Genomic DNA, 24,619 nt, shown 5'->3' on the forward strand with positions numbered 1-24,619 from the left:
TATTGACCGCAGGCGCCAAGCCTTTGTTATCACTGGACAATTCGGACATGCGCAAAGGCTATCCCAAGGCTTGTCCACAGTCGCTGTGGGTAACTTCCGCCCTCAGGCGTTACCCGCGGCTTGCATGGGCCCCGACCAGGGCTCGGCGTCCATCTCGAAACGCAGTTCCTGATATTCGCCGTCCACGGCCACGGTTCGCAGCAAGCCCGCGCCCATGGCTTGGCCCAGCGCCCGGCGGCACAGGGTTTCGGGATCATCGGGCAAGGACTGGAAGACGCCATCCGGGATGCGCAGGCGCAGCAGCGCTTGGGGATCACCGCGTTCCGCAGGCCGGCCAATGTGGATGTGGGCGGGATAACCGTGCGGGCACCAGATGCCGACGTGGTATTTGCCTTCAGCGCCTGTGTCGGCGACAAATCCGGGATGATCGTATTTTGCTGTACCCATGGACCCTCCTCTTGTGCGGCAACCTAGCGCGCGTGACCCATGGTAGCTCAGGGTTGCGGCGCTGTGCGGGCGGGCACATCCGGGAAACTCCGGACTGGAACAAAGGATTGACCCAGGGCAAGTGAACGTGAAAAGAACAGACCAGCGGCGCGGACGAAAAGCGCAGACGAAAAAAAGCCGCGATATGCATCGCGGCTTTTTCTTGAAACTGGTTGCGGGGGCAGGATTTGAACCTACGACCTTCGGGTTATGAGCCCGACGAGCTGCCAGACTGCTCCACCCCGCGTCTGATGTGATGAATCATACACCATTATGAAATCTTGTGCAGCGCACCCAGCCGATTATTCGCGGATTTGGCCGTTTTACGGCGAAATATTTTTGTCATAGCGTTCAAAAAGCGAGCAATTGGACCGGGCAGGTCGACGCAGATCACATCCGCGGCCTGAATCGCCGTCACGCGTACCACCCCGCCTTCGGCCATGCCATGCGCTTCACCGGCATTGACGCGCACCGAACGCGGCAGATGCAGGCAGCCCGCGGCTTCCGCGCCCGCAGCCACTTGTTCGACCCGTACGCTGCCAGACACGCAGACCAGCGTTGCCCCCGCCTTCAGGACGAATGCGCGGCTGGCGCCCGAGGCGATTTCGACACGGCGAGAGGGGGCTTGGGAGGGGGTGGGGGAAGCAAGGTCGGGGTGCATGATGTTCTCCAATCGGACAATGACAGGCTACGCCCGCCCTGCTTCGCGCAACAGCCACACAGCGCCGCTTTCTGTACCGATGCAGATGCTCGATTTCGCCGCTGTTATGGTGTACTTTTCTCGAATCTGTGCCTTCCTTCAGTCCAACCACCCGGAGCATGATCGGCACATGGATCCACAACCGCTGTACCTACGCTTGGCGAACCACTACCGGCGCGCCATCCAGACGGGCGTCCTGGCGCCCGAGCAGCGCATGCCCTCCGTGCGCACGCTGGTGCGCACGCACCATGTCAGCTTGTCCACCGCCTTGCAGGCCTGCCGCCGGTTGGAAGACGACGGCTTGATCGAAGCCCGGCCCCGCTCGGGCTATTTCGTCTTGCAGGCGCGCCGCAACAGCATCCCCCCCGTTAGCGAGCCCGACATCCGCCAAGCGCTGGGCGCCGCGCAATATGTCGGCATCCACGATCGCGTCTCGGACTTCATCGCCAAATGCGAGGCCCATCCCGTCAGCGCCAACTTTGCGCTGGCGGCGGCGGTGCCCGAGGCGTATCCGATGGACGCCTTGAAGCAGGCAATGACGCGCGCGCTGCGGGTGTCGCCCCATGTGCTGGTCAGCCCGGTGCCCCCGCAAGGCCATCCCGAATTGCGCACCGTGCTGGCGCGCCGCGCCCTGGCCAACGGCATCAATGCCACGCTGGATGACGTCATCGTCACGCACGGCTGCATTGAAGCGTTGAACCTGGCGCTGCGCGCGGTGGCCCGCCCCGGCGACACCATCGCCGTCGAATCGCCCACCTATTTCGGCCTGCTGCAAATCCTGGAAAGCCTGGGCATGCGGGCGCTGGAAATCCCGACCAGCCCGCAACATGGCCTGTCCATCGAGGCCCTGGACCTGGCGTTTCAGACGCACGGCAATATTCGCGCGGTGGTGGTGGTGCCCAATTTCCAGAACCCCTTGGGCTGCGTCATGCCCGACGCGGAAAAGGCGCGTCTGGTCGCGCTGTGCGAGCGCCAGCAGGTGCCGCTGATCGAAGACGACACCTACGGCGCCTTGACCGATGACGATGCGCCGCTGGCGGCCGCCAAGTCTTGGGACGCCACCGGCAACGTCATCTATTGTTCGTCGATGCACAAAACCTTGGCGCCGGGCATGCGGCTGGGCTGGTTGCTGGGCGGACGTTGGAAGGCGCGCATCGCCATGCTCAAGTACGCACAAAGCCGGCCCAATGAACCGCTGGCGCAGATCGCCGTTGCCGAATACCTGGGGTCGCGCGCCTATGACCGCCACCTGGCACGGTTGCGGCGACATTTAAAAACGCAGCGCGACCAGACAGCCGAAGCCATTGCCGCGCACTTTCCGCGCGGTACACGGCTAAGCGTGCCGCAAGGCGGGATGCTGCTGTGGGTGGAAATGCCAGACGGCCGGTCCGGCATGGATGTGTTCGAAGCCGCGTTGCGCCAAGGCATCCGGGTCGCGCCCGGCGCCATGTTTTCCAACAGCACGCGCTACAACCACTTCCTGCGGATCAGCTGCGGCCAGCGCACCACGCCCGACATCTCGCGCGCCTTGCTGACCCTGGCGCGCATTGTCGGTGAAGGCGCCACATGAATGCGTCTCTGCACCAGTTCATTGTCGATTACGGGCTGTGGGCCGTGCTGGCCGGCACGTTCCTGGAAGGCGAGAGCGTCGTGGTATTCGCCGGCTTTCTGGCGCACCAGCATCTGATGCACCTGCCGTACGTGATGCTGTGCGCGTTTGCCGGGTCGTTCATCGCGGACCAGTTATTGTTTTTCCTGGGCCGCCGCTATCGCGATCACCGCTACGTGCGGCGCATCCGCGAAAAACCCGCCTTTGAAAGAGCGCTTGCCGCCATCGACCGCTACCCGCACGGATTCATCCTCAGCCTGCGATTTCTGTATGGCTTGCGTACCGTCGGCCCGGTGGCGCTGGGCATGTCCCGCGTGCCGCCGCTGCGCTTTCTGGTGCTCAATGCCATTGCCGCCGTCATCTGGGCGGTCTGCTTCAGCCTGGTGGGGTATGCGTTCGGCCAGACGATTGAATCGCTGCTGGGGCGCCTGCATGGCGTAGAGACCAAGCTGGCCGTGGCCCTGGCGATCGGGGTGGTGATCGGCCTGGCCTATCACCTGCTGGCGCGGCGCCGTCGTTGACCGCCGTCGTCAGCTGAATAACCTGCCGCTGGCGCGCAGCACGTGACGGCGGCGGGCCTTGCGGTACCAGCCGCCGATGAAGGGCAGCAGCGCCAGGCGGCGCAGGATGGGATGGCGTTGGTCGAAGTCGTGCCACGCCTTGAAGCCATGGCCCATGCGCTCCCAGCTCTCGCGCGCTTCGGGCGAGAGTTTGCCGGGGTCGAACGCCGCCAGCTTTGCCGCTTCCGAGACACGCGCCAACATGGCGCTGCCCGGATGTTCCAATCGATACTGATTCCGCATGGGGCCGCATATTACCCGGCTTGGCGGCCGTGTGGACACCACACAATCGCGCGCTTGAAACGCGCAAATGGAGCCACCTTTGACCGCCCTGTCCAAGCCTTTGTATTTAAAGGAAAATGCGAATCTATGCCCGGACTATCCCAAGGCTTGTCCACAGAAGCTGTGGGTAACTTTCCGGTCGATGCGACGCAGAACAGCCCTTGCCAAGACAGATCCTGGCGCGCCCCCAGGCGCTTATTTCAACGCGGCAATGATCATGTCGCGCACGCTTTCGAAGCCCGCCACATACTGGGGGTTTTCGGAACGGGCCAGCAGACTGGAGTAGTTCTGTTCCAGTTGCGCCTCGATGGCCTCGCGCAGGCCCGGCGATGCCTTGGCCAGATGCAGCATCGACAGCAGCGTCGAATTCAACGCGTCGATGCGGCCGCCCTGGTGCGAAATGGTGTGGACGATAACGGCGATTTGTTCTTGAGTATCCATGGCTGAAGCCTCCTGGCAGTAATGATCGGCGCAAATCCTAGCATGCCCCCCCCCACCGCCCCCGTACGCCTGGGCCGCGCTAGGCAAGCGCCAAGGGCCGCGCTAGCATAAAGCGTAGCCGCTCAAGCACCGCGGCGCACGCCGCCGGGCGCCATCCACGGCGCACGGGGCCACCGGAGCGCGCGTATGAAGACGATCCAGAACTATGCACCGCCAGATGCCCAATCCTTGCAGCGCTTGCAGGACAGGCTGGGATTCAGTGACGCGCGCATGGCCGAGTTGGCCGGGCTGGATGCCGCAACGCCGTGGTCAAGTTTCGTGGGCGGCCCCGAGCCGCGCACGCTAGGCCGGCAACGCCTGTTCTTCATGATGGCGCGCCTGTCGCTGGATGAAGCGCAATGGCAACGCGCGCTGGACGCCATGCACGACGCCGGCGCCCGCTTCGACTATGACGAGGCCTTGTCAGCCAGCACGCCCCCCGCGCCGGAGCCAGTGCCCGACGAGGAACGCAAATTCGGCATGTTGCTGGTCAGCCGTAACGGCGCCTTCCACGAAATGGAGCAGCTGCGGGAATTCGCGCACTTCGCGCATGAAGCCGACGTCAGCCGCTACGTCAATTCGGTGTTCTATGACAGCGACATCGACCTTTGCCGCTTCCGCTTCGCCGACCACGACGGCCTGACCGACTCCAGCCGCGATCGCATTTTCGACGCGGCCCACAAGACCATCACCCGATTCGAATTCGATGGCCGCATCTACCACGGCGGCATTCCCCCGGAATCGGACGGCTAGCAACGCGTCATCGCATTGACGCGGGCGGGCCCGCGCCTGTACCGTCGGCTCTTCGCTATTTGCCGCACGCCTTTTGCATGAACGAACGACTCGACGACATCGACCGGCAATTGCTCAGCCTGCTTTCGGCCAATGCGCGCGAACCCGCCGCAATCCTGGCGCGCAAGCTGGGTTTGGCGCGCACCACCGTGGTCGCCCGCATCGCGCGGCTGGAACGCGAGCACATCGTGTCGGGCTACGGCGTGCGCCTGGGTCGCCGGCTGGAAGAAGCCGCCGTGCGCGCCTATTGCTTCATCAGCGTGCTGCCCAAGACACCGGCCGCCGTGATCCGCGAACTGGAACGGATGCCGGAAGTGGAAGAGGTTTCGTCCGTCAGCGGGCCCTATGACTACCTGATTTTCCTGCGCTGTGAAACGCACGAGCAGCTGGACGAGCTGCTGGACCGCATAGGCCTGATCGACGGGGTCAAACAAACGCAGACGTCCATCGTCCTTAGCCGCAAGGTCGATCGCCGCAGCGCCGTGGCCGCCCCCTGAAGGTGCGCGCGGGCGTCTGCTGCCCCCGCCCGGACCGGTCGGCCGTCTTTTCTCGCGGACCGACATGGTGTTGTAATGGCGGATATCGCGTTTTCTGGATGCCCCATGCTTGCACGCCTTGCCCCCGCCGCCGCCCTGCTGACCTTGCTAGCCGCCTGCTCCAGCATGAGCGAGGTCACCTCCGTCGGCAAAGACACTTACAGCGTTACCTATAGTTCGGGCACGCAGTTGCTGACGTGGGTAGAACTGAAGAACCAGACGCTGCAACGCGCCGATCAGTATTGCCAGGACATCGGCCGCAAGCTGCAAAAGCCGAAGGTGACGTCAAACCACGCCACGGGCCTGGGCTCCAAGCGCGCCACGGTCACGTTCGAATGCGGCGTGGTCGAGCCGCCCAAGGACAAGGCATCGTGAACCCCTCATTGCCCGTGGGCATCACCATGGGCGATGCCGCCGGCATCGGCCCTGAAATCGTCGTCAAGGCGATCGCGCAAGGCCTGAGCGCTCCCTGTGTGGTGTACGGCGATGCGGGCGCGCTGCGCCGCGCGGTTGCCCAGCTGGGCGCACGCCTGGACGTTGTCGAAGTTCGCGATGTCAGCCAGGCCGGACCCGATGCGGCGCGCATCCATGTCATTGCCTGTAGTCCGGCCCTGCCTGACGATCTGCCGCTGGGGCAGATCAGCGCAGCGGCGGGACGCGGCGCCTACGACTACGTCTGCGCCGCGATCGACGACGCGCAGGCCGGGCGCATCCGCGCCATCGTCACTGCGCCGCTGAACAAAAAGTCCATGCACGAGGCCGGCATCGATTACCCCGGCCACACCGAAATCCTGGCCGACCGCTCGGCCACGCAGGACTTCGCCATGATGCTGGCCAACGACGAGCTGCGCGTCCTGCTGGTGACCATACACGTGGCGCTGGCCGAGGTCATCGCGCGCATCACGCCCGACGCCGAGCTGACCGCCATGCGGCTGGCCGACCGCGCGTGCCGCCAGATGGGCATCGCCGCGCCGCGCGTGGCGGTGGCGGGCCTGAACCCGCACGCCGGCGAAGGCGGCAAGTTTGGCCGCGAGGACGTCGACATCATTGAACCGGCAATCGCCCGCGCGCGCGCCGAGGGCATCGACGCCAGCGGCCCCTGGCCAGGCGACACCATCTTCATGCGCGCCCGCCGGGGCGAATTCGACATCGTGGTCGCGCAGTACCACGATCAGGGGCTGATCCCGGTCAAGTACCTGGGGCTGGACCACGGCGTGAATGTCACGGTGGGCTTGCCCTTCGTGCGCACCAGTGTCGACCACGGCACCGCTTTCGACATTGCCGGCCGGGGTGTGGCCGACCACGCCTCGCTGGTCGCCGCGTTCGACCTGGCGCTGGCAATGACACCCTGAGGCGCACGACGGCGACGGGGACTACAATACGCCCCGTTTCCGACGCATCCCATGCGCCGCCGACTGCCCAGGCTTGATTCGCCGCGGGGTTTTCGCTTGGCTTGCCGTTTGGCTTGCCGCTTGCCTTGCCGCCTGGTTCGCAGCGCGTTGTTCCCGCTTTCGTCTGCTCCTCTCTATCCATCCATGTCACGCCTAGTCCGCCTTCTGCCCGACCGCTTCACCCTCTACCTGATCTGCACCGTCATCATCGCCAGCATCGTGCCCGCGCACGGTCAAGGCGTGGTGATATTTGGCTGGATAACAAACATCGCGGTCGGCCTGCTGTTCTTCCTGCACGGCGCGCGCCTGTCGCGCGAGGCCATCATCGCCGGCCTGACGCATTGGAAGCTGCACCTGACGATTTTCTCTGCCACGTTCCTGATGTTTCCCTTGCTGGGCCTGGCGCTCAAGCCGGTGCTGGAACCCTTGGTCACGCCCGAGCTGTATCTGGGCATCCTGTTCTTGTGCTGCCTGCCCGCCACGGTGCAATCGGCCATCGCCTTCACGTCGATGGCGCGCGGCAACGTGCCCGCGGCGGTGTGCAGCGCGTCGGCCTCCAGCCTGCTGGGCATCTTCCTGACGCCGCTGCTCGTGGGCACGGTCGTGGCCAATGCCGGCAGCGCGCCGATTTCGTTCGACGCGGTCGGCAAGATCATGCTGCAACTGTTGCTGCCCTTCGTGCTGGGCCAGTTCGCGCGGCGCTGGATCGGCGCCTGGGTGCACAAGCGCAAGGCCATGCTGAAGTTCGTCGACCAGGGTTCGATCCTGCTGGTGGTGTATACCGCCTTTTCCGAGGCCATCAACGAAGGCCTGTGGAGCACCACGCCCATCCCGGCACTTGCCGGCCTGGTGGTGTGCTGCGCGGTCATCCTGGCGCTTGCCCTGGGCCTGTCTGCGCTGGCCGGCAAGATGTTCGGCTTCAACGTAGAAGACCGCATCACCCTGCTCTTCTGCGGTTCGAAAAAGAGCCTGGCCAGCGGCATTCCGATGGCGCAGGTGCTGTTCGCCGGCCACGCCGTGGGCGCCATCGTGCTGCCCTTGATGCTGTTCCACCAGATTCAGCTGATGGTGTGCGGCGTGTTGGCCGCGCGCTATGGCAAGCGTCCTGAAATCGAAGGCTGATCGCCGCGATTGCTATTGCGCTCAGGGTTAAAAAAACCGCGCCCCATGAAACGGGGCGCGGTTTTTTTTGGGCCGCGACCAAGACAGTCTTGATGGCGGTCAGTACAGGATCAGTACCCGGTCAGTACATGTCTCGCGGCTGCGCGCCCGAGAAGTTCAAAAAGCGCGTGCTCGAACCCTGGAATGTCAGTCGCACCGTGCCGATGGGGCCGTTACGCTGCTTGCCGATGATGATTTCGGCCGTGCCCTTGTCGGGCGAATCCGGGTTGTAGACTTCGTCGCGATAGATGAACAGGATCACGTCGGCATCCTGTTCGATAGCGCCCGATTCGCGCAGATCGCTCATCACGGGGCGTTTGTTGGGGCGTTGTTCCAGGCTTCGGTTCAGCTGCGACAGCGCAATCAGCGGGCAGTTCAGTTCCTTGGCCAGGCCCTTGAGCGAGCGGCTGATTTCCGACACTTCGGTAGCACGGTTTTCGCCCGAGCCGTTACCCGACATCAGTTGCAGGTAGTCGATGATGATGAGCCCAAGCTGGCCACATTGGCGCGCCAGGCGGCGCGTACGCGCGCGCACTTCCATGGGGCTGAGCGCGGGCGTTTCGTCGATGTACACCTGCGCATCCTGCATCAGCTGCACCGCGTGCGTCACCCGGGGCCAGTCGTCGGCGATCAGCTTGCCGGTACGCATCCGATGCTGGTCCAGCAGGCCGACCGAACCCAACATACGCATCGCCAGCTGCACGGCGCCCATTTCCATGGAAAACACCGCCACGGGCAGGCCCTGCTCAATCGCGACGTGTTCGCCAATGTTCATCGAGAACGAGGTCTTGCCCATGGACGGGCGGCCGGCCACGATGATGAGGTCGCCGCCCTGCATGCCGGACGTCATCTTGTCCAGGTCGGTAAAGCCGGTGGGCACGCCGGTCACGTCCGAGCTGCCTTCGCGGTGGTAGAGCTCGTCGATACGTTCCACTACCTGGGTCAGCAGCGGCTGGATTTCCTGGAAGCCGGCGGCGCCGCGCGAGCCTTCCTGGGCGATCTTGAACACTTTGGATTCGGCTTCGTCCAGCAGCTGGCGCGCTTCCTTGCCCTGCGGGTTCAGGGCGGCCGACGAGATCTCGTCGGCGATGGACACCAGCTTGCGCAGCATGGCGCGCTCGCGCACGATTTCGGCGTAGCGGCGGATGTTGGCGGCCGACGGCGTGTTGTGCGCCAGCGCGTTCAGGTAGGCCAGGCCGCCCGAGTCCTCGGCCTTGCCGGCACTGATCAGCGATTCATTGACGGTGATGACGTCGGCGGGACGCGCCAGACCGATCAGCCGGGCGATGTGGTGCCAGATCAGCCGGTGGTCGTGGCGGTAGAAATCTTCTTCGACCAGCACGTCGGCGATGCGGTCCCACGCGGTGTTGTCCAGCAGCAGGCCGCCCAGAACCGACTGCTCCGCCTCGATGGAATGGGGGGGAACGCGCAGGTATTCAAGCTGGGGATCGGCAGGTGTATTCATGACTTCAATAGTAACGGCTGCAGGATGTCCGCAACGCGAAAAAACCCTTGCACATCGCGCGACGGAAGACGCCGCAACAAGGGACGCAAAGGCGCCGCGACACTGCAAAGAATGCGGGCCAGACGGGTCAGGCGCGCTTTGACGGCGGCATCGGGATTGCTGTCCAGATACACGTCGAGCGCCAGTGTACCCAGCGTGACGGCAACGTCATCGGGCAATTTACGCAAAGACACCAGCGAGGACAACATCTGGAAAAGGTCGTACGCCTGCGCCAGCGGACGCGACAGCGTCGAGCCGATATTCTCTTCGAAGTCGATGCGCCACAGCTCGCCGTCCTGCAAGGTGACGTTACGGATCTGCGCGCCGCCGTGCCACATGCCACGCGCGTGGAAGGCGGCCAGATCGGCGGCCGCCGCGCGGGTCAGCCACAGCTGCGAGGTCGCGTCTTCGTTGCGAATCAGATCAGCCAGGTCGTCGCCCACGTATTCCAGCACCAACAGGCCCTGTTCCTGCCACCACACTTCGGGCACACGGCAACCGGCCTCCAGCAGCATCGACAGGCGCTGGGCTTCATGCGTCAGGCCATTGCGCAGCAACACGCCGGGGCGCGGAAATTCACCCAGGAACAGCTTGCAGCCCACGCCCAGCAGAAAGGCGCGCACATAGCGCAGCGCATAGCTGACGCCACGCCCAAAACTGGGCCGCCGGCGCTTGACGATGCAGCGCACGCCATCGATCGTCACGTCGCGCACCGAAGGTTCGCGCAAGGCGTCGACGCTGTCGAGCCAGGCGCGCAGGCCGGGCGGCGCGTTGTGATGGACGGGCGGGTGGGTCAAGAGGTCCTCTGAGCTGGGCAAGATGGCGCGCGATGCGTAATGCCGACAAGGCGGAACGCAACGACGGCCGGTCAAAAAGAAAAAAAGCCGGCGCGCGGGCCGGCTTCTTTTTACCGCGGGTACGGCTTAGGACAGTTCGCCTTCCACCAGAACCGTGACGTCGACGACAACGTCGGCGTGCAGGGCGACCTGGATCGGGAACTCGCCAACCGACTTCAGCTGGCCGTTGGGCAGACGCACTTGCGCCTTTTCAACGCCTTCGAAACCGGCCTTCTTCAGGGCTTCGGCGATGTCGGCATTGGTGACCGAGCCGAACAGACGGCCGTCAACACCAGCCTTCTGGGCAATCTTCAGCTGGTAGCCGGAGATGCGCTCGCCCAGAGCTTGGGCGGCGGCCAGCTTTTCAGCCTGGGCCTTTTCGAGTTCGGCGCGGCGAGCTTCGAATTCCTTCAGGGCGGCGTCGGTAGCACGACGGGCCTTGCGCTGGGGGATCAGGAAGTTGCGGGCGTAACCGTCACGCACACGAACGACTTCACCCAGGTTGCCCAGGTTGACGACTTTTTCGAGCAGAATAACTTGCATTTTCAGTGCCCCGGATTAGTTGTGGTTGTCGGTGTAAGGCAACAGAGCCAGGAAGCGCGCGCGCTTGATGGCCGTGTCCAGCTGGCGCTGGTAGATTGCCTTGGTGCCGGTCAGGCGAGCCGGGATGATCTTGCCGTTTTCTTGCACGAAGTCGCGCAGGGTGTCCAGATCCTTGTAGTCGATCTCTTCGACGCCGGCTGCGGTAAAGCGGCAGAACTTACGACGCTTGAAAAGCGGGTTCTGCTGCGTGAATTTGCGTTTTTCTTTGCGTTTTCCGAAGAAAGCCATGATATGTGCCTCTATGTTTGAGGGGGCGGGTTTTACCCGGGGTTTTTAGAAACCGGGCCCAGCTCCCCATAACCTATCCGTATTCAGAAGGCGCTCTCGCACCCTTTGCTCAACCTGTTCAAGCCACCTGCGGATCGCGTCCTGCGCTACCGCTGATCTTGCGTGCCTGCTGCAAATGCAGCTTGATCTTCACCGAGTCCTTGCGGGCGGGAGCCAAAAACCCCTGCACCAGCAATTCAGACCCTAACGCGGTGTTCTTCAACAGCAACGCCAGATCGCCCAGTGCCACGGCCGTAATCGTCAATTCAACACGGCGCGGGTGGCCGGCTTCGATAACTTCGGACTCGTGTGCCAGCACCATTTCCAGTGCGGGCAGGCCGGCGGGAGTGTGGCGCAAAGGCTCGCATTCAAGAACGCGCGCGCTAAGTTCCAGCTGATTCATCCTGCCAGGCACCAAGGGGACTTCATAAGTTGAGCTCTGCGTGAGCCCTGCTTATTCGGGCTGAACCGCGACAGCCTCAGCCGAAGCCTTACGGGCTTCTTCACGCTCAACCGACTTCATCATGATCGAGGGCGTGGTCTGGGCCTTCTTGGTCTTGATGACCAGGTGGCGCAGAACGGCGTCGTTGTAGCGGAACGAGTGTTCCAGCTCATCCAGCGTGGCTTGGCCGCACTCGATGTTCAGGCAGACGTAGTGAGCCTTGACGAGCTTCTGGATCGGGTAGGCCAGTTGGCGGCGACCCCAGTCTTCCAGGCGATGAACCGAGCCGCCTTGGCCCGTAACCAGCGCTTGGTAGCGTTCGACCATGGCGGGCACTTGCTCGCTTTGGTCGGGGTGAACGATAAACACTACTTCGTAGTGACGCATGAGTAAAACTCCTTGAGGATGTCCTGCCGGCCTGGCGTCTTGCACCCGCGCTTTCCATCATGGGTGGTTGTGTAGTGGTTCACAGAAGACTGTGGTGGTACACAGAAGACATCAGCCCGGCAAGGGGCAGCCCGCTACCCAAAAACCATGGGCGGTCGAGCAAGAAAGCCCTCGATTATTACCGATTGAGCATCGGTTCGCAAGCGACTGGGGCGTCAGGAAATCAGGGACGGGGCGTTTTCGCCGCCCTGCCCCGCCGCTTGCGGCAGATCGGCAACAGCGACTTCCCTGGGCCGATTAACCACGCTGACCATCACGTAGCTGATGATCATCAACAGGAACCACGACCCCAGCTTGGCGATGGACACCCATTGCCACGCGTGGGACTGGTTTGGATAGCGCCAGGCGTTGGCGAAAGTGCCGATGTTTTCGGCAAACCAGATAAACAAGGCCACCAGCACGAACCCCATCAACAACGGCATGCGGCGATAGACGCGCCAGATGCGGAAATACACCCAGGTGCGGGCAAACAGCACGGCGGTCAGCGCAAACAGCAACCACCGGAAATCCATGACGAAATGGTGCGAGAAGAAGTTCACATAGATCAGCGCTGACAAAGCCACGGTGGCCACCAGCGGGGGATGCGCGCGAAAACGGAAATCGAACAGACGCCAGACGCGCGCCAGATAACTGCCCACTGCCGCATACATGAATCCGGTGAACAGCGGCACGCCGCCGATGCGCAGCACGCTGGCCTCGGGGTAGATCCAGGACCCGGCCGCCGTCTTGAAGATTTCCATGCCGGTGCCCACTACGTGGAACATCAGGATCACGCGGGCTTCGCTCCAGGTTTCCATGCGCAGCGCCAACAAGACGGCCTGGATACCCAGCGCCGCAAGCGTCAGGAAATCGTAGCGCGCCAGCAGCGCATCCTTGGGATACCACCAGTGCGTGCCCAGCAACAGCGCGCACATCAACCCGCCGAACAGGCAGGCCCAAGCTTGCTTGACCCCAAAGCGGAAAAACTCGTAGAACGCCACGCCCAAACGGCCGCGGCCGGCCAGGTTATTGGCCAGCCGCGATTCCCAGGCTTGCAGCCTTGCGATAAGCGGCCAGTCGGTGGCCGCCGGATGATGCACGGTGGGCTCAGCCTTCCACGACGGCGTAGGCCGAGTGGTTGTGTATCGATTCGAAGTTCTCGGCTTCAACGCGATACCGCGCGATGCCCGGGTGCGCCGTCAAGCGCGCGGCCACGTCACGCACCAAGTCTTCGACGAACTTGGGATTGTCGTAAGCGCGTTCGGTCACGTACTTTTCGTCGGGCCGCTTGAGCAGGCCCCACAGTTCGCACGAGCCTTCTTCTTCGATCAGGCGGATCACGCCGTCCATGCTGATGTCGTCGCTAAGAATGGCCGACACAGTCACATGCGAACGCTGGTTATGCGCGCCGTACTCCGAGATGGCCTTCGAGCACGGGCACAGGCTGGTCACCGGCACCTGGACGACCAGCTCGAATTCGACCGCATTACCCTTGGCGCGCGCGATCCACTGAACTTCGTAGTCCAGCAGGCTTTGCACGCCCGAAATGGGGGCGGATTTGTTGATGAAATACGGAAACGCGGCGGTGATGTCACCGCTTTCGGCGTGCAGCAACGGCAGCATGTCGGCCGCCATGGCGCGGAACCGGGCCGGCGTCATGGGCGTGCTGCGGTACTTTTCCAGCAGCGCCACGAAACGGGACATGTGCGTCCCTTTTTCTTCGGGCGGCAGCGCAACGGTCAGCGTCCAGTTGGCGACGGTGCCCTGGGGCGCCCCATCACCGCCTTCCACCAGCATGGGATGGCGCACGCCACGAATGCCCACGCGCTGAATCGGGATGTGTCGGGTGTCCGTCGAACTTTGGACATCGGGCATTACCAGGGCGGGGTCGATCGGAGAATTCATGTCAGCGTACCTGTCTAGGCGATCGATCGCTTGCGGACGCGCCTAGGAAACTTGAAGAGGGGGCCATTATCGCCCAAAGCCTTGCCTACGCCTGGGAAAACCCTTCTATGGGTAGGTCGGTGACGGCGGAACAGACTGTTCCAGATTCCGGGCAATGGCGAGGCCATGGCCGGAAAGTACGGCTAGGTCGACCACCGGATGCGCCGGCCGCCGGATGCGCCGGCCGCCGGATGGGTCGGCCACCGGATGGGTCGGCCGCCGAGTGGGACGATCACGGCAGGTTTCACCCAGCCGGCCAAGTGAAACCGGCTAAGTGCCACCGCCTTAGTCTTTCGCCAGCAGCTCGGCGTAGCGGTTACGGATCGACTGCTCGATACCGGCGGCATCCAAACCGATGCCGGCCAGCAAGGCCGATTGTTCGCCATGGTCAATAAAGACATCCGGCAAGCCCAGTTGCAGGACCGGAATCTGCACGCCAGCAGCGCTCAACACTTCCAGCACCGCGCTGCCCGCGCCGCCCATGATGGACGCGTCCTCGATCGTGACGAACGCATCGTGGCGGCCGGCAAGGTCGAGAATCAGGGCTTTGTCGATCGGCTTGACGAAGCGCATGTCCGCCACCGTGGCGTCCAGCTTGCCGGCTGCGGCCAACGCCGCTTGCACCAGCGTGCCGAAACCCAGGATGGCGATTTTCTTGCCCTCGCGCCGCACCACGCCCCGGCCCAGCTCCACCGTATCCAGGCCAGGGGCCTCGACCGCGCCGCAACCCGCGCCGCGCGGATAGCGCACGGACGCCGGGCCGGGATGCTGATAACAGGTCGACAGCAGCAAGCGGGTTTCGCTTTCGTCGGACGGCGTGGCCACCACCATGTTGGGCACGCAACGCAGGAAAGCGGTGTCGTAATTGCCGGCATGGGTGGCGCCATCCGCGCCGACGATGCCGGCGCGGTCCAGGGCGAACGTCACGTCCAGGTTTTGCAGCGCCACGTCGTGGATGAACTGGTCGTAGCCACGCTGCATGAAGGTCGAGTAGATGGCCACGACGGGCTTTTGCCCTTCACAGGCCACGCCCGCCGCGAACGTCACGGCGTGCTGCTCGGCGATGCCGACGTCGAAATAGCGCAGCGGAAACCGCTTTTCAAATTCGACCAGCCCGCTGCCTTCGCGCATGGCGGGGGTGATGGCGACCAGGCGCGTATCCTGCTCGGCCGTGTCGCACAACCACTGCCCGAAGACCTGCGTGAACGTGCGCTTGCCCGGCGCCTTCGATTGCAGGATACCGACGGCGGGATCGAATTTGCCCGGGCCGTGATACAGCACCGGGTCCGCCTCGGCCAGCTTGTAGCCCTGCCCTTTTTTGGTGACCACGTGCAGGAATTGCAGGCCTTGCAGCGCCTTCAGGTTCTGCAAGGTGGGCACCAGCGCGTCCAGGTCATGGCCGTCGATGGGGCCGACGTAATTAAAGCCGAATTCCTCGAACAGCGTGGCCGGCGTGACCATGCCCTTGGCGTGCTCTTCAAAGCGGCGCGCCAGTTCAAGCACGGGCGGCACGTGCTGCAAGACCGCGCGGCCCACGTTCTTGGCGGTGGCGTAGAAGCGGCCCGACATCAGGCGCGCCAGGTAGCGGTTCAGCGCCCCCACCGGCGGCGAGATCGACATGTCGTTGTCGTTCAGGATCACCAGCAGGTTGATGTTGGGCGTGACGCCCGCGTTGTTCATGGCTTCGAAAGCCATGCCCGCCGACATCGCGCCGTCGCCGATGATGGCGATGTGCTGGCGCTGCACGCCCGCATTGCGCGAGGCCACCGCCATGCCCAGCGCCGCCGAGATCGACGTGGACGAGTGCGCCGTGCCGAAGGCGTCGTATTCGGATTCGCTGCGCTTGGGAAAGCCCGAAATTCCGCCCTGTTGCCGCAACTGCGCCATGCCGGCGCGGCGGCCGGTCAGGATCTTGTGCGGGTAGGACTGGTGGCCCACGTCCCAGACGATGCGGTCATGCGGCGTGTCGAACACCTGGTGCAAGGCCAGCGTGAGCTCGACCGTGCCCAGGTTGGACGACAGGTGCCCGCCCGTTTTGGATACCGACTCCAGCACGAAGCCGCGCAGTTCGTCGGCAAGCTTTTTCAGCTCGCGACGATCCAGGCGCTTGAGGTCTGCCGGGGATTGAATGCGGTCCAATAAATCAGTCGTCATGCTTTTTTGGGGTTCGTTGACCCGACCTGGACTCAGGCCGGGCTTGTCACGGATCAGCGGTCTCGAAGGACGATGAAATCGGCCAGTTGCGCCAGGCGCAACCCGGCATCGCCCAGGGGCTCCAGCGCCGCCAGCGCGGCCACATGCAATTGCTCGGCGAACTCGCGCGCCTCGGACAGGCCCAGGAGCGAGACGTACGTCGGCTTGTTTTCCGCCGCGTCCTTGCCGGGCGTCTTGCCCAGGCTAGCCGTGTCGGCGGTAACGTCCAGAATATCGTCCACCACCTGGAACGCCAAGCCCATGGCCTGCGCGTACGCGTCCAGCGCCTGGCGCGAGGCCGAGCTGGCGCCCGCCACGATGCCGCCCAGCGCCACGCTGCACGCAAGCATGGCGCCGGTCTTCATGCTGTGCATGGTCTGAAGTTCATCGCGCGACAACGAATGGCCGACGCTGAGCAGGTCGATGGCCTGGCCGCCCGCCATGCCCTGGCTGCCGGCGGCGCGCGCCAGCGACTGCGTCGCCTGCACGATCAGCGCGGGCGCGATGGGCATGGATGCCAGCAGGTCGAACGCCAGCGGCTGCAAGGCGTCGCCCGCCAGCATGGCGGTGGCTTCGTCGAACTGCACATGGGTGGTGGGCCGGCCACGGCGCAAGGTGTCGTCGTCCATGCACGGCAGGTCGTCATGCACCAGCGAATAAGCGTGGATCAATTCGACAGCGGCGGCCGCGCGGTCCAGCGAGGCCTCGATGGCCAGCACACTGCCGCTAACCGGGCAGGCCTGCCCGGCGGCGTAGACCATGGCGGCGCGTACGCGCTTGCCACCGCCCAGCACGGCGTAGCGCATCGCTTCGTGCAAACGGACGGGTAGCACATCCGCGGGCGGCATCAGGTCGTCCAGCACGTCTTCAACGTGCCGCACGCGCCCCTGCAACCACTCCGCGAAGGGGAGTTGAGTGGTCTTCATCGGTTTCTTATTCGTCATCCAGCGCCGCCGGGTCCAGCGGGCGCAGCAAGTCGCCTTCCAATACCTTGACCTGCTGTTCCGCCTGCGCCAAGCGTTCCTGGCAGACTCGCGTCAGCGCCACGCCGCGCCGGTAAGCGGCCAGCGACTGCTCAAGCGGCAACGAGCCGTCTTCCATGGCCGCAACCAACGATTCCAATTCGGCCAGGGCCGTTTCAAAATCCTGGGGCAAGGGACGGTCATCGATCTGCGGATCGGCTTGTGTGGGGTTGGCCAAACGGGTCTCCGAGGGCGCTAGGGGTGGATCAATTTGTGAATTGTACGAGATAGCCAACGCGGACCCGGATGCGCCGCAAGGATCAGGCCGACGCCCCCGCCAGTCCTGCAATCGCGGCCCGTAACGCGGGGCCGACGCGGGACCGCAGCTCGGGTTCGGGCAAGAGGCTCAATGGCCCGCCGCAGCTCATGACGAAGACGCCTTCGCCGGTGATCGAGGTAAACGGCACGGCGACGGCGTTGATGCCGGATTGCCATTCGCCCAGCGCGAAACAGCAGCCGAATTCCTGTAATTCAGCGCGGGCGCGATCGATGGCGGCCACGGGCGGGGCCACCGGACCCAGGCGCGCCATCACTTCCTGACAAGCGGTGTCGGGCAAGCTGGCCAGGTAGGCCCGGCCCATGGCGCTGTCCAGGCTGGCGCGATAGCCAACCGGCAACCGCAGGTACAGCGCTGAGGATCCATGGATGGCTTCGACGTAGGTCATCGCGTCGCCGTCGAACGCGCCCAAGGCCACGGCGCCGCCGGTGTCGCGCGCCAGTTCCGTCATGGACGCCTTGGCCAGTTCGCGCACTTCCAGCCCGGCCAGCAAGCCGAAGCCCAGCGCCAGTACGCCATAGCCGGGCGAATACTTGCCGGTGTCGGGGTGATAGCGCAGGTAGCCCAGTTCGGTCAGCGTGTAGGTGATGCGGCTGATGGTGGGCTTGGGCAGGCCGGTCAAGCGCGCCAGGTCCAGGTTCCCCAGCGCCGTCACGCCATGGCGAAAGCAGCGCAAGACGTCCAGGCCGCGCGCCAGGGCGGTAATGAAGTCCGGCGAATTGGCGCCCTCGCCCACGCCGGCCGTGCGTTTGCGGCGTGCCGGCTGGCTCAGTTCCAGCGTTTCGTCCGGTTTGACGGCGGCGTGCACCACGCGCTTGGAGTCAGAAAAAGATTGCATTTCTATTCGCTTCGTTTTTATAGTTTATTTCGAACGACAAAACTAAATTCCAATATACGGAATTTAAAACATCCAAGGAGACCTGGCAAGCCACCGCGCGGCGTCACGCGACGCGGCGGCCAAGCCAGGCCCGGCGATCCACTCATGCACGCGATTTCAAGGGGAAAACATGATTCGCACGAGCCTCAAACTGCTGGCCACCGTCTTGCTCAGCGCCGCCGCGCTGGGCGCCCAGGCCGAGACCTATCCGACCCGCCCGATCAAGGTCATCTCGCCCTTCCCGGCCGGTGGCGCCACCGACGTGCTGACCCGCATCCTGGCCGAGCGCATGGCCAAGACGCTGGGCCAGCCGATGATCGTGGAAAACAAGGCGGGCGCCGGCACGTCCATCGGCGCGGCCTACGTGTCGCGCGAGCAGCCGGACGGCTACACCATCCTGATGGCCACCAATTCGACGCTGGTCACCAACCGCTATCTGTATAAGGAACTGCCCTACGACCCGGACGGTTTTGCCCGTATCGGCATGGTGGGCGTGGGCCCCCTGGTGCTGCTGTCCAGCCCCAAGCGCCCGTTCAACAGCACGCAAGACGTCGTGGCCTATGCCAAGCAGAACCCCGGCAAGCTGACGTTCGCCACGTTCGGCCCCGGCACCTCGTCCCATCTGGCGGGTGAACTGTTCAAGGAACGCGCCGGCATCGACATCCTGCACGTGCCGTTCAAGGGCGCGACCCAGGCGCTGCCCGCCCTGATCAGCGGCGACGTGGACTTGTTCTTCGACATGGTCGCCACCGGAATGCCGCAGGCGGACGCGGGCAAGGTCAAGGTGTTTGCCATCACCAGCCCGTCGCGCCTGGCCACGCTGCCCAAGCTGCAAACGCTGGCCGAAGAAGGCTACCCCGCCTTCGACATGACGGCCTGGTTCAGCTTCGTGGCGCCCAAGGGCACCCCCGCACCGGTGCTTGAAAAGCTGCAAGCCGCGCTGACTGAAACCCTGAAGGACGAAGCCGTCAAGAAGCGCATGCTGGACATGGGCATCGACCCGCGTTCCGGCACGGCCGCCGAGCTGGACAAGCAGATCAAGACCGAACAGCCCATCGTGTCGCAGTTGATCAAGCAAGCCAACATCGTCTTGCAGTAAGGCGGCAATGCCCTGATGCGGCCGCCCCGCCGCCCACGGTTTCGTGACAAATCGTTGGCGCGTGGGCCAAGCCGCCGGACCTTGCCGGGCCCCCGGGCCTACCCCCTTTGCACCGACAGCGCCCGCCTGGGTCCTGTCGGTTTTTCATGCCTTGCCTAACCGCTGGATACAGAAGCGCACCCGGGCTCACTGCTAAGGTGAGGATGCGAAAACACCAGCGGGAGCCCGATGCAAACCCCCGAAGACCGTTATGCCCGACTGGACGCCGCGCGCTGGCTGGCGGCCGTAGCCGTCGTGTTGCTGCACAGCGCGGCCTTGATTGTCAGTGACCCTGCCGCGTATGGCGGGGGCGCGTGGCTGGCCGCCAATCTGTACGACTCGGCGGCGCGCTGGTGCGTGCCCGTTTTCGTCATGGTCAGCGGCGCCTTGCTGCTGGACCCGAACAAACCCCACGACGCCCGCAAGTTCTACAGCCGCCGCATGGCGCGCATCTGTGCGCCCCTGCTGTTCTGGACCTTGTTCTATCTGGCCTGGCGCACCGGGCTGGATTGGTGGGACGACGGCCGGGTGGACTTTTCGTTCTGGCCCCGCAAGGTGGCGCAGGGCGAACCCTATTACCACCTGTGGTACCTGTACATGATCGTGGGGCTGTACCTGTTTGCCCCACTGGCCCGCCTGCTGTACGCACGCAGCACGCCGCGCGGCCGGTCGCTATGGGTGGTGGGTATTCTGGGCGTGGCCATTCTTGACGCGCTGTACCGCCGCGCGCTGGGCGCCCCGCACGGGTTCTTCCTGACCTGGTTCCTGCCGTATCTGGGTTATTTCGTGGCGGGCCGGTTGATTTTTGATGGCGACCTGCGCATCCCCCGGCCGGGCCTGGTCCTTGCGGGCAGCGTTGCGGCCACGGCGCTTGGCGTCACCGTAATGTCCGACGGCCACGCGCTGGATACGTACTTTTATGATTACTTCAGCCTGACAGTGCCGTTCATGTCGCTGGCCGCCTTCCAGTGGATCGTGTCTTCGCCCTGGCTGCCGCGCCTGTCCGCGCTGGCGCCCTTGACCTTCGGCGTGTACCTGATCCACCCCGTGTTCCTGGACGTGGCGCGGCGCGCGGGCGCCATCTCGGGCAACCCGCGCGACGCCTGGGCCGTGCCCTTGCTGACCGTTGCCGTGTTTGCGCTGTCGGCGGCCAGCAGCTGGCTGTTAAGGCGTCATCCGGCCACGCGCAAGCTCGTCTGAAAGACCTACGCCGCGAAGGGTTAATCGGACGATGGAACGGGGCCGGCAGGCCCCGCCAACGCTGGATTTAGCCCCGTCCATCTTCCCGGGCGGCAGGGAGGCCCTTGGGGTACAATTCACGGCTTATTTGATCGGCCAGACACCGATTTTTCTTCGCGCCAGCACGTACGTAGCCAAGCTCACGGTTGAGCTCCAAGCAGTTTTCAGACCGTTTTTCGACGCAATTTTCGGATCCGGTCATTAAAACTGCTGGGCTTGAACAAAAGCGCTTGGCAGAGCTCAAACCGTCCTGGCTTTTTTATCCGAGCGGAGGGAATCATGACCGACATCGGTCGGATGGCACATGTCGTGCCAGCTCGCACCCAGCTACCCGTCAGTGCATATTTTGACGAAGCCCTCTTTGCCCGCGAGCAAGAACTCATTTTCAAGCAATCCTCGCAATATGTCGGCCATCAGAAATTGGTGCCTGAAATCGGGGATTGGCGGTCGTTGGTACAGGAAAGCGGGGGACGCGTGCTGGTTCGCAACCAGCAAGGCGTTGAACTCATCTCAAATGTCTGCCGCCACCGTCAGGCTTTGATGCTGGGCGGCGAAGCCGGCAATGTGGCCGGCAACTGCAATACGCACGGAAACCTGAAGGCAACCGGTGGCAACATCGTTTGCCCCCTGCACCGTTGGACGTACAACAACCAAGGCGAGTTGTTGGGCGCGCCTCAGTTCGAGACCACGCCCTGCATGAACTTGCAGAAGTTCCGCCTGCGCGATTGCCACGGCTTGCTGTTCGAAGGCCCGCGCGATCCGGCTTCCGACATGGCGCCGCTGTTCTCGCGCCCGGAATTCAACTTCGGCGACTACGTGCTGGACCATGTCGAGGTGCATCAGTGCAACTACAACTGGAAGACCTTCATCGAGGTCTACCTTGAGGACTACCACGTTGGCCCGTTTCACCCGGGCCTGGGCCGCTTCGTCACCTGCGACGATCTGACCTGGGAATTCAACGACTGGTACAGCCTTCAAAAAGTGGGCGTGCACAACGCGTTGGCGCAACCGGGTTCGGATGTGTACAAGCAATGGCACGACCGCCTGTTGTCGTTCCGCGAAGGCGACGCTCCGGATTTCGGCGCGGTCTGGGTCACGTACTTCCCGACCCACATGATCGAGCTCTATCCGCACGTGCTGGTGCTGTCCACGCTGTACCCGAAAAGCCCGCAGGAAACGGTGAACGTCGTCGAGTTCTACTACCCCGAGGAAATCTCGGCGTTCGAACGCGAATTCGTCGAGGCCCAGCGCGCCGCCTACATGGAAACGGCCATTGAAGACGACGAGATCGCCGAGCGCATGGACGCGGGCCGCAAGGCCTTGATGTTGCGCGGCGTGAACGAAGCCGGCCCCTACCAATCGCCCATGGAAGACGGCATGCAGCACTTCCACGAGTGGTATCGCCGGATCATGCAGGACTTGTAGGCATCCTGGCCTTCTTCCATACAGGCCATACCCGCCATACCCGCCATACAAAAAGGGCTTTGCGTCACACAACGCAAAGCCCTTTTTCTTTTGCCACAAGGGCAATCGGATCAGGGTCGACGACTGCCGGACCGTGATCCGATCAGCGCCGTTAACGTCCCATCACCTGGGCCACCGTGCGTTCGCCGATGGCCAGCCCCACCGTCATGCCCACACCCGAATGCATGACCGCGACGGTGGTGGCTGCGTCCACCGGCATCACCGAAAACGGCGCCGGTCCGTGCGCGCCGTAAACCCCCTGCCAGCGCTCCAGCACACGCAAGCGCGCACCCAGCGCCTGCGAGGCCAGGTCCAGCATCGTGTTGTCGACCGCTTCGTCGTTGAACGGGAACGCGTCCGTCCCATAATGATGCGAATCGCCAATGATGAGTTCGCCGTTGGGCGTAGGGCTGATCAGCAGGTGTATGCCATTTTCCAGCAGCATCGGCGTGCGTTCCTGGATGACCTGGCGCAGCGCATGCGCCGTGGGCAAGTCCGAGAACGCGCCGTAGTGCACGCAGGACAAACCCGTCAACACCGGGCGGTCCAGGGCGATGGGGTTCGTCTCGAACGCCGCGCGCAGCATTTGCAAGCGCGTGACTTCCAGGTTCATCGGCGCAAAGCGTTCGGGCAGCAGCGTCAGGTAATCATGACCGGGGCACACGAACACATGCTTGCCCAGAAAATCGCCGGCGGTGGTACCCACCAACCCGTTCTCGACCGCGCGCGCCAGGGTGCCGGTGATAAACGTCACGCCCAGCGACTCGGCCAGGTATCGCGTGATGGCCGGTAGCGCATCGCGCGAATAGATTTGCAGGTCGTCATGCCCGCGCAGCGCCAGGCAGTGATGGGCCAGCTGACCGCCATACAGGCCGGCCACCTGACGCGCCGACAGCAGCTCGGCACGGTAGCCTTCCTGCATCAAACGCGTGTCCGCGAATTCCTGCAACACGCTGGCCTCGTCGATATTTCGCGCCAGCACCAGCGCGCCGTTGGCCCGCACATGAAAGCCCGCCTTGGCGGCCAGATCCAGCCACAGCTCGCGTGCCTGCTGGGCATGCGACAGCATCATGCCGGGCGCCTGGCCGGTCACAATGACCTGGCCGAAGTTGCGGATGGTGGCGCCATGCGCCTGGCGGCTGCGTTCGATCACCGCCACCGACAGGCCGCGCTTGGCGGCCGCCCAGGCGTGGGCGATGCCAAGCATGCCCGCGCCCACCACGATTACGTCGTATGTTTTCATCGCGGGCCGTGCCTTACTTCTTCTTGGGTTCCGACTTGCCGTCGTAGCGACGCGTCCACTCGGCGATGATGCGTTCGCGGTTGGTCGCGGCCCACACAAAGTCGTTCTTGATCATGCGCTTGGTCAGGTCGGCCGGCAGGTTCGGGTTGACCGTGGCGATGGACGGAATCGCCAGCACCGCGAAGTTGGCCTTGTACAGTTCGTTGGCTTCGCGGCTGGCCGAGAAGTCAGCCAGCTTGCGGGCCGCGTCCAGGTTCTTGGTGCCCTTCATGATGGCGGTGGCTTCGACTTCCCAGCCCAGGCCTTCCGACGGGAACACGGCTTCAACTGGCGCGCCGTCGGCCTTGAGCTTGGCCGCGCGATAGTCGAACGACACACCGATGGGGAATTCGCCGGCGGCCGCCATGTTGCAAGGCTTCGAGCCCGAGTGCGTGTACGACCCGATGTTCTTGTGCAGGGCATCCATGTAGGCCCAGCCCTTGTCTTCGCCAAAGATCTGCAACCAGGCGCTGACATCCAGGAAGCCCGTGCCCGAGGACGCCGGGTTCGGCATGACGATCTTGCCCGCGTACACCGGCTTGGTCAGGTCTTGCCACGACGTCGGCTTGGGCAGCTTCTGTTTTTCGGCTTCGATGGTGTTAAAGCAGATCGCGGCCGCGTAGCCGTCCATGCCTACCCACGACGGCTCGGCCTTGGCGTCGCGCATGTTGGCGGCGATCTGGTCCAGGCCCTTCGGGGCGTACGGCTGCAACATGCCTTCCTTGTCCATCAGGCCCAGCGCCGTGCCGGCCAGGCCCCAGATCACGTCGGCTTTGGGGTTGCTTTTTTCGGCCAGCAGCTTGGCCGCGATGATGCCGGTGGAATCGCGCACCCACTGGATCTTGATGTCGGGGTTGGCCTTCTCAAACGCGGCCTGGTAGACCTTGATCTGATCGGCTTCCAGCGCGGTATAGACCGTCAGCGTGGTCTCGGCGGACGCGGCGCCCATCACGCCCGTCAGGGCGGCGGCCAGTGCAAGCAGCTTGTAGCGATTCATGAAGAACTCCGTGAATATGCGGAAAAACGCGCAAAAAAGGTGAACGTCGCCCCCACTGCCGGCGGATGCCGGCTGCGGTACAAAGGCGCACACAAAGGGAATGCAGGGCCG

28 protein-coding genes and 1 tRNA gene are annotated in these 24,619 nt (G+C 64.0%); 10 read left to right on the forward strand and 19 right to left on the reverse strand.

Going from position 1 to position 24,619, the window contains the following annotated elements:
* Positions 1 to 102 precede the first annotated feature (102 nt).
* The 3 genes from AC0Z35_RS14530 to AC0Z35_RS14540 form a co-directional block, all read right to left on the reverse strand.
* Complete coding sequence (locus AC0Z35_RS14530) at positions 103 to 447, reverse strand: hypothetical protein (protein ID WP_046802813.1); 345 nt, start codon at positions 445 to 447, stop codon at positions 103 to 105.
* Positions 448 to 656: 209 nt separating this feature from the next.
* Positions 657 to 733 (reverse strand) — tRNA-Met (locus tag AC0Z35_RS14535).
* A gap of 24 nt (positions 734 to 757) precedes the next feature.
* Positions 758 to 1,147 (reverse strand): hypothetical protein, encoded by a 390-nt coding sequence (locus AC0Z35_RS14540; protein WP_189371460.1) that lies wholly within the window; start codon positions 1,145 to 1,147, stop codon positions 758 to 760.
* Between the two features lie 169 nt (positions 1,148 to 1,316).
* On the opposite strand from AC0Z35_RS14540, the gene AC0Z35_RS14545 reads away from it, so the two are divergent.
* Entirely contained in the window at positions 1,317 to 2,756 is a 1,440-nt protein-coding gene (locus AC0Z35_RS14545) for an aminotransferase-like domain-containing protein (RefSeq protein ID WP_485132397.1), read from the forward strand.
* On the forward strand, positions 2,753 to 3,316 hold the full coding sequence (locus AC0Z35_RS14550; protein ID WP_046802810.1) for a DedA family protein: 564 nt from the start codon (positions 2,753 to 2,755) through the stop codon (positions 3,314 to 3,316). The genes AC0Z35_RS14545 and AC0Z35_RS14550 overlap by 4 nt, the downstream gene beginning before the upstream one ends.
* Before the next feature lie 9 nt (positions 3,317 to 3,325).
* On the opposite strand, the gene AC0Z35_RS14555 is transcribed toward AC0Z35_RS14550, so the two are convergent.
* Together AC0Z35_RS14555 and AC0Z35_RS14560 are read right to left on the reverse strand one after the other, a co-directional pair.
* Positions 3,326 to 3,598, reverse strand: a complete 273-nt coding sequence (locus AC0Z35_RS14555) for a hypothetical protein (protein ID WP_255594000.1) — start codon at positions 3,596 to 3,598, stop codon at positions 3,326 to 3,328.
* Positions 3,599 to 3,832: 234 nt separating this feature from the next.
* A complete protein-coding gene (locus AC0Z35_RS14560) occupies positions 3,833 to 4,078 on the reverse strand; it encodes a hypothetical protein (protein WP_046802809.1) in 246 nt (81 codons plus the stop codon).
* Positions 4,079 to 4,264: 186 nt separating this feature from the next.
* Here AC0Z35_RS14560 and AC0Z35_RS14565 point away from each other — a divergent pair, with 186 nt between their 5' ends.
* The 5 genes from AC0Z35_RS14565 (at position 4,265) to AC0Z35_RS14585 (ending at position 7,958) form a co-directional block, all read left to right on the forward strand.
* Positions 4,265 to 4,870: a hypothetical protein gene (locus tag AC0Z35_RS14565; protein ID WP_485132396.1), complete on the forward strand. Its 606-nt coding sequence runs from the start codon at positions 4,265 to 4,267 to the stop codon at positions 4,868 to 4,870.
* Between the two features lie 77 nt (positions 4,871 to 4,947).
* The gene (locus AC0Z35_RS14570) at positions 4,948 to 5,406 is read left to right on the forward strand and encodes an Lrp/AsnC family transcriptional regulator (RefSeq protein WP_046802807.1); all 459 of its coding nucleotides are present in this window, start codon (positions 4,948 to 4,950) and stop codon (positions 5,404 to 5,406) included.
* 105 nt (positions 5,407 to 5,511) lie between these two features.
* Positions 5,512 to 5,820 (forward strand): hypothetical protein, encoded by a 309-nt coding sequence (locus AC0Z35_RS14575; protein WP_052945921.1) that lies wholly within the window; start codon positions 5,512 to 5,514, stop codon positions 5,818 to 5,820.
* Positions 5,817 to 6,797 (forward strand): 4-hydroxythreonine-4-phosphate dehydrogenase PdxA, encoded by a 981-nt coding sequence (gene pdxA / locus AC0Z35_RS14580; RefSeq protein WP_314364630.1) that lies wholly within the window; start codon positions 5,817 to 5,819, stop codon positions 6,795 to 6,797. Before AC0Z35_RS14575 ends, pdxA begins: the two co-directional genes overlap by 4 nt.
* 183 nt (positions 6,798 to 6,980) lie before the next feature.
* Positions 6,981 to 7,958: a bile acid:sodium symporter family protein gene (locus AC0Z35_RS14585; protein ID WP_046802804.1), complete on the forward strand. Its 978-nt coding sequence runs from the start codon at positions 6,981 to 6,983 to the stop codon at positions 7,956 to 7,958.
* A 121-nt stretch (positions 7,959 to 8,079) separates the two neighbouring features.
* Here the strand turns inward: AC0Z35_RS14585 and AC0Z35_RS14590 are convergent, their stop codons facing one another.
* From AC0Z35_RS14590 to AC0Z35_RS14645, 12 genes are all read right to left on the reverse strand, one after another.
* On the reverse strand, positions 8,080 to 9,462 hold the full coding sequence (locus AC0Z35_RS14590) for a replicative DNA helicase (protein WP_006218311.1): 1,383 nt from the start codon (positions 9,460 to 9,462) through the stop codon (positions 8,080 to 8,082).
* Complete coding sequence (locus tag AC0Z35_RS14595) at positions 9,459 to 10,298, reverse strand: BUD32 family EKC/KEOPS complex subunit (protein ID WP_120154478.1); 840 nt, start codon at positions 10,296 to 10,298, stop codon at positions 9,459 to 9,461. The genes AC0Z35_RS14590 and AC0Z35_RS14595 overlap by 4 nt, the downstream gene beginning before the upstream one ends.
* Before the next feature lie 126 nt (positions 10,299 to 10,424).
* A complete protein-coding gene (rplI, locus tag AC0Z35_RS14600) occupies positions 10,425 to 10,880 on the reverse strand; it encodes a 50S ribosomal protein L9 (protein WP_046802802.1) in 456 nt (151 codons plus the stop codon).
* A gap of 15 nt (positions 10,881 to 10,895) precedes the next feature.
* Positions 10,896 to 11,168, reverse strand: a complete 273-nt coding sequence (gene rpsR, locus AC0Z35_RS14605; RefSeq protein WP_006218308.1) for a 30S ribosomal protein S18 — start codon at positions 11,166 to 11,168, stop codon at positions 10,896 to 10,898.
* Positions 11,169 to 11,286: 118 nt separating this feature from the next.
* Positions 11,287 to 11,610 (reverse strand): primosomal replication protein N, encoded by a 324-nt coding sequence (priB, locus tag AC0Z35_RS14610; protein WP_046802801.1) that lies wholly within the window; start codon positions 11,608 to 11,610, stop codon positions 11,287 to 11,289.
* Between the two features lie 51 nt (positions 11,611 to 11,661).
* The gene (gene rpsF / locus AC0Z35_RS14615) at positions 11,662 to 12,036 is read right to left on the reverse strand and encodes a 30S ribosomal protein S6 (RefSeq protein ID WP_006218306.1); all 375 of its coding nucleotides are present in this window, start codon (positions 12,034 to 12,036) and stop codon (positions 11,662 to 11,664) included.
* 215 nt (positions 12,037 to 12,251) lie between these two features.
* Entirely contained in the window at positions 12,252 to 13,175 is a 924-nt protein-coding gene (locus AC0Z35_RS14620) for a DUF817 domain-containing protein (protein WP_485132395.1), read from the reverse strand.
* Between the two features lie 7 nt (positions 13,176 to 13,182).
* On the reverse strand, positions 13,183 to 13,980 hold the full coding sequence (folE2, locus tag AC0Z35_RS14625) for a GTP cyclohydrolase FolE2 (protein WP_485132394.1): 798 nt from the start codon (positions 13,978 to 13,980) through the stop codon (positions 13,183 to 13,185).
* Between the two features lie 324 nt (positions 13,981 to 14,304).
* A complete protein-coding gene (gene dxs, locus AC0Z35_RS14630) occupies positions 14,305 to 16,173 on the reverse strand; it encodes a 1-deoxy-D-xylulose-5-phosphate synthase (RefSeq protein ID WP_104143192.1) in 1,869 nt (622 codons plus the stop codon).
* Between the two features lie 53 nt (positions 16,174 to 16,226).
* Positions 16,227 to 17,138 (reverse strand): polyprenyl synthetase family protein, encoded by a 912-nt coding sequence (locus tag AC0Z35_RS14635; RefSeq protein ID WP_485132393.1) that lies wholly within the window; start codon positions 17,136 to 17,138, stop codon positions 16,227 to 16,229.
* A 7-nt stretch (positions 17,139 to 17,145) separates the two neighbouring features.
* Positions 17,146 to 17,412 carry an exodeoxyribonuclease VII small subunit gene (locus AC0Z35_RS14640; protein ID WP_046802796.1) on the reverse strand — a complete coding sequence of 89 codons (267 nt, stop codon included), beginning with the start codon at positions 17,410 to 17,412 and terminating at the stop codon, positions 17,146 to 17,148.
* Positions 17,413 to 17,494: 82 nt separating this feature from the next.
* Positions 17,495 to 18,349: an IclR family transcriptional regulator gene (locus AC0Z35_RS14645; RefSeq protein WP_046802795.1), complete on the reverse strand. Its 855-nt coding sequence runs from the start codon at positions 18,347 to 18,349 to the stop codon at positions 17,495 to 17,497.
* A gap of 169 nt (positions 18,350 to 18,518) precedes the next feature.
* Between AC0Z35_RS14645 and AC0Z35_RS14650 the strand changes: the two genes are divergently transcribed.
* The 3 genes from AC0Z35_RS14650 (at position 18,519) to AC0Z35_RS14660 (ending at position 22,190) form a co-directional block, all read left to right on the forward strand.
* Entirely contained in the window at positions 18,519 to 19,487 is a 969-nt protein-coding gene (locus AC0Z35_RS14650) for a Bug family tripartite tricarboxylate transporter substrate binding protein (RefSeq protein WP_046802794.1), read from the forward strand.
* A gap of 228 nt (positions 19,488 to 19,715) precedes the next feature.
* A complete protein-coding gene (locus AC0Z35_RS14655; RefSeq protein WP_046802793.1) occupies positions 19,716 to 20,726 on the forward strand; it encodes an acyltransferase in 1,011 nt (336 codons plus the stop codon).
* 318 nt (positions 20,727 to 21,044) lie between these two features.
* A complete protein-coding gene (locus AC0Z35_RS14660) occupies positions 21,045 to 22,190 on the forward strand; it encodes an aromatic ring-hydroxylating oxygenase subunit alpha (RefSeq protein ID WP_046802791.1) in 1,146 nt (381 codons plus the stop codon).
* A 151-nt stretch (positions 22,191 to 22,341) separates the two neighbouring features.
* Here the strand turns inward: AC0Z35_RS14660 and AC0Z35_RS14665 are convergent, their stop codons facing one another.
* On the reverse strand, positions 22,342 to 23,472 hold the full coding sequence (locus AC0Z35_RS14665) for a TIGR03364 family FAD-dependent oxidoreductase (RefSeq protein ID WP_485132392.1): 1,131 nt from the start codon (positions 23,470 to 23,472) through the stop codon (positions 22,342 to 22,344).
* Positions 23,473 to 23,485: 13 nt separating this feature from the next.
* Positions 23,486 to 24,508 carry a putative 2-aminoethylphosphonate ABC transporter substrate-binding protein gene (locus AC0Z35_RS14670; RefSeq protein WP_219991960.1) on the reverse strand — a complete coding sequence of 341 codons (1,023 nt, stop codon included), beginning with the start codon at positions 24,506 to 24,508 and terminating at the stop codon, positions 23,486 to 23,488.
* Between the last annotated feature and the right edge of the window lie 111 nt (positions 24,509 to 24,619).

The organism is Achromobacter sp. 1L-A-4-B-C2, from assembly GCF_057291955.1.